We start from the raw sequence: 823 nt of genomic DNA on the forward strand, positions 1-823 counted from the left end.
CCCAGAACCGTACGTGAGACTCTCGCCTCATACGGCTCCCGTTATCCAATCGTCTCCAACAAGACGCCAATGGAAGAACCGCCACGAGTCGACGTTCTTCATCTTGCGCAGCCACTCCACGCTACGCTGCTTGCGCCGCGTAAGCGTTTTGTATTTGCGCCGAGCCCAACGCTGTAGCTTGTCATCGATATAGCGAAACAAGCCATGCATCGCCCGTTGATAGAACGCCCCGTAGTAATTCCACCATCCCCGTATCGTCGGGTTACATTGCTCAGCAAGCTCAGACAGCGTCGTAGTGGTACGTCGTGACCACTGCCATTCCCGCACCACCGCGCGCATCCGCTTGAGCGCATTACTGCTCACCGCCGGCAGGAAACTGGTAAATCGCCGGTTGTGCTTGCTCTGCGCCTTTCTGGGTCGAAACGTAAAACCCAGGAACGTAAATTGCACGTTCGGATATTGGGCTGTCCGATTGCTGTCTCTGCAATACACGATCTTCGATTTCTCTGGATGCATCGTCAGTCCACAGGTCTCCAATCGTGCTGCGATCGCTCGCATGACGAGTTTGGCCTGTGCCTCGCTACGGCAATGAACCACCGCATCGTCGGCATAGCGCGCAAAGACGCAGCCGGGATACTTCCGCTTCATCCAGTCGTCGAAGACATAGTGCATGAACAGATTCATCAGGATAGGGCTGACCACTCCACCCTGTGGTGTACCCCGCGTACGGGGCAGCTTCACCCCGTCCACGGTCTCAAACGGCACCGTTAGCCACCGTTCGATGTACAGCAGGGCCCAGCTTTCCCTGATGTGACGTCGCACC

1 protein-coding gene is annotated in these 823 nt (G+C 56.7%); it reads right to left on the bottom strand.

Features of this window, described 5'->3' with window-relative positions:
* Positions 1-27 precede the first annotated feature (27 nt).
* A partial coding sequence (locus JK635_RS27895) for a reverse transcriptase domain-containing protein (protein WP_306792903.1) occupies positions 28-823 on the bottom strand: 796 nt, incomplete at its 5' end.

Source organism: Neobacillus paridis (assembly GCF_016765675.1).
Lineage (GTDB): Bacteria > Bacillota > Bacilli > Bacillales > Cytobacillaceae > Neobacillus > Neobacillus paridis.